This window comes from Moorena sp. SIO2C4 (assembly GCF_010672485.1).
GTDB lineage: Bacteria > Cyanobacteriota > Cyanobacteriia > Cyanobacteriales > Coleofasciculaceae > Moorena > Moorena producens.
Genome location: NZ_JAAHGN010000786.1, coordinates 1 through 3,642, shown reverse-complemented (window position 1 = coordinate 3,642; position 3,642 = coordinate 1). Strand labels below are relative to the sequence as shown.

Below are 3,642 nucleotides of genomic sequence, written 5' to 3'. Positions count from 1 at the left end.
TTCTGTTTCCAGGCCAATATCGCCGGGTAGATGCATTGAAATTTTATGGCTCCCAAGCGGCTCAGTTGATGTTTGGGATTGTGCCGATGTTGATTATTGCTGGTATTATTGAAGGGTTTTTATCTCCCAGTCCCTTAGTGCCATCATTCCTCAAGTATTTGGTTGGAATCGGACTGTTTACCCTTTTGGTTATATATTGTAGTAGTCAGAAACTTGAGGATACATGAAGCTTCCACCACCTGAACGAGGTGGTGGTGTCCTATGCTAACCTGGAACTACCCCTAGTCCACAGGTCACACAAGCACGCCCAGCTTCTAGGCGGTCGTCCAGAGCTTTTGCTGGAACGACCCTCGTTGCTATTTCTACGAACGAGTTTAAGCACACCTCTAGCACCGATGTTGTAAGCACCGTTTAAATCTGCATTAAACCGCTTACCTGAAGGGAAGGTTGCCTTGGAGTATTGTTGGGAATTTCGTTTGACCGTACCAGAGCCATCAAAAGCCAACTTTGAAGTATAGGCAGCAACAACCTCTATTACTCTGCCACCTAATTCAGCCCATTTCATTTCCGTGAAGCTGCGAATTTTTGCTTTGAGCCATCCGTGGAATCTTTGCCTTAAATTAGAGCGCTTTTTCCCACCTCTTGGCTTCCACCCCAAAAGATTCTCAAAGACAATTGCTAAGGCCGTAGGCCACGCTACGCGAACAGAATTAAACTTTTCAGCAATCTCTACAATCCGCTTGGAGACAACATGGCTAATTTGATTATTAATTCTTTGGCACTTTTGATAAGTCTTGGAGCAAAACCCTTTATGCAGTTTTCCTCCTCTGCCCATCGTTTTTGATGCTCTTTTTGATACGGACTTTAGTCGTTTATCCCTGCGGTCTATGTCTCTTCCAAGGTGAAGAAAATCACGATGGATTACAGTGCCGTCATGGGTTACGACTGCTACGGTAGCAGTAGTGTTTATACCTAAATCTACCGCAGTAACATTAGCCTCTGGTTTGCGTTTTTCTGGCTTACAAGTGAATGGAACAGACAGATGGCAGCACCTATCATTGAAAATCAACGACGGAGACATCATTTTGTTTGTAGTCACCTGGTGGCGCTCTCTTAAACCGGTGATTTGAACCATAGTCCAGACCCAGTTTTGGCCATCAAAAACTTTGATTTCTACTTGGTCGAAACCATGCAGCTTGTAACACTGTCCTTTGTACAAAGCTGGATAGCAGCCAGTATCAGCATTTAATCTTGGTGGCTTACTATCTCTTCTTTTTCGACTACCAGATTGCCATTCGCGGTATCGAGTTACATAGCTACTAACCTGCCCAGCTGCAAATGCAATTGCTGCTCGACGGTAGTAACTAGGAAACTTATAAAAAGTCTTATTGAACTGGGGATATTTTATGTCAGGTCGCTTGGCTGTTTGGTGCATTAGCCGCTCAACAGCAGGAGTTAATTGATCTGCTGTTAAATTGCCAAGCTCAGACCAATGAGTATAAATAATACCAACCAAATACCGACAAGCGCGGCGATATACTTTAACCGTTTCCCCTAATAGTAGTTTTTGATCGGGGGTCGGACTAAGTTGCCACTTGTCAGTTCGTATAACTTTAGTTGGCGTTTTCACTGGTTTAATAAAATCTCCTATAGTTAATATTTTAACCTACAAAAGATAAGATGGCAATCGACTTATCAATGCTCCTTGACCCCCACCTGAGCGTTCGCGCAGCGTGGCCTACGGCCAGGTGGGGGAATGCGTCGCATGTTTGTTCAAAGTAGATTCCGAGCTTTAACTCGTAAGTAGCTCTCAACCAGTTGCTGACTAATCTGATTCGCTGGTGCATCCAAGACCAAAACTCCTTTTTGCTTCAACCGGGCAAAGGCAACTTGGCGCTGGGCAATTAAATCCAGAGCCACAGCACGGGTATAAGCGGCTTGCCCCGGGTCAGGGTTGAGATCAACACTAATGCTATTTCTCCCCTGGGCCTGGTATTCCCTGTGCCAAAGCTGGTCTTCACTAGGAATTTTCTCTAACTCAGCTGTATTAGGCGGAGTGTGCGCCAATTGGTCAACAAGGGGGTCTCGAAGGGTGACACAAAACGGTAAGTAGCGAGGGGTGAGGCGTTCTAGGGCTGCTAGCAATTCAGCGGAAGCAGTAACATCCACGATGTCTGTAATCAGTACGACTAAAGCACGACGAGTTTGCTGATTCACGAGTTTTGATACAGCACCAAAATAGTCCGGTTCTAATAACACTGGCTGAATCGGAGTGAGGCGTTCTATGAGTTTCGATAGTTGATGTTGACCCCGTTCTGGTGGAATCCAGGTCGTTATGTCTCGATCGAAGACACCCACGCCCACGCGATCGCCCCGATGTAACCCAGCTAATGCTAGGGCTAGAGTACTATTCAATCCCCAATCAAACCGCTTCAGTTGAAGTACCTGTGCAGTCATCAACCGTCCCCGGTCCAGTAATATAATTAAAGTCTGCTCTTTTTCCGGTTCCAGCACCCTTACTAAAGGGCGAGAGCGGCGAGCGGTGGCTTTCCAATCAATCAGGCGAGTGTCATCACCAATGCCATAGTCCCGCAGTTCAGCAAATTCTGTGCCACCACCCAAGCGTCGGGAACGGCCGATGGTACCAGTATTTTCCAGGGTCAGGCGAATAGAAAGCGATCGCAAACTAACTAAGTCTGGATAAACTGCTACGTTCTGACTCCCTGGGATTTTCCAATCATGCCACACCAAGCCCCAAGGACTCAACTGGCGCACGTGAATATCTCCCCAGTGAAACTGACCTCGCTTGGCTGGGTGAACCGTATAGGTTAGTTCCTTGTTACTATTCCGGTCAAGGGTAGCAGTGATGGTTGGGGTGGAAACAGCAAACTCTAATGGATAGTAGTCCTTAATCAGAATTCGAGCAACCTGATTTCTAGATTCCACTGACAGCACGATCGGATTATCTCGCCCAATGGATAACCGTTGTAAAGGGGTGCGGGTTACCTTGACTCGGTTAGGTTTGACCCGTTTTCCATCCCATAAGGCTATACCAAGGACAATTCCATCAAAGACAAGAGTACTAATTAGACTGATTTGCTGATTAAAAACAGTAGCGAGTAATAATGCGATCGCAATACCTAGTATTAACAGTAAATAGGTTCGTTGTGAGGGAATCATAATTTTTTTTGAGTGCTGAGTGCTGAGCCACTCACCTAGGCACTGGAACTTGCTTGAGTAATGAAGCTATTACGCTATCGATCTGTAACCCATCTAACTGCACCTCTGGTTTCAGAATCAGACGGTGACGGAGTAGAGGGAGTGCGATCGCTTTTACATCATCCGGTGTCACATAATCCCGTCCTGATAACACAGCTTGGGCTTTACTGGTTTGTAACCAAGCTACAGCAGCTCTCGGGGATGCTCCCAAGGCTAAATCAGGATTTTGCCTGGTTTGCTGAACTAAGGCTAGCAAATAATCCAGCACCTTCTCGTCTACTTGGACAGCTTTAACCTCTTGACGAGCACTCAAAATTTGTTCTACAGTTGCTAGAGGTTTCAGACGTTCTAAATCCAAACGGCGTCCACGAAATCCTTTCTGAGTATTGAGCAACATTTGCTTTTCTGCCGCTGCATCTGGGA

Annotated in this window: 4 protein-coding genes; 1 reads left to right on the top strand and 3 read right to left on the bottom strand. The window is 46.1% G+C overall.

The annotated features are described in order from the left end of the window. On the top strand, nucleotides 1-227 hold a 227-nt coding region (locus tag F6K20_RS29030), incomplete at its 5' end, for a stage II sporulation protein M (RefSeq protein ID WP_287296990.1). A 32-nt stretch (nucleotides 228-259) separates the two neighbouring features. Here the strand turns inward: F6K20_RS29030 and F6K20_RS29025 are convergent. From F6K20_RS29025 to F6K20_RS29015, 3 genes are all read right to left on the bottom strand, one after another. After that, nucleotides 260-1,630: a zinc ribbon domain-containing protein gene (locus F6K20_RS29025; protein WP_008191375.1), complete on the bottom strand. Its 1,371-nt coding sequence runs from the start codon at nucleotides 1,628-1,630 to the stop codon at nucleotides 260-262. Nucleotides 1,631-1,773: 143 nt separating this feature from the next. Continuing rightward, a complete protein-coding gene (locus F6K20_RS29020) occupies nucleotides 1,774-3,180 on the bottom strand; it encodes a DUF58 domain-containing protein (RefSeq protein ID WP_008191377.1) in 1,407 nt (468 codons plus the stop codon). A gap of 31 nt (nucleotides 3,181-3,211) precedes the next feature. Beyond that, nucleotides 3,212-3,642 (bottom strand): AAA family ATPase (locus tag F6K20_RS29015; protein ID WP_287296988.1); only part of this gene is annotated, 431 nt, incomplete at its 5' end.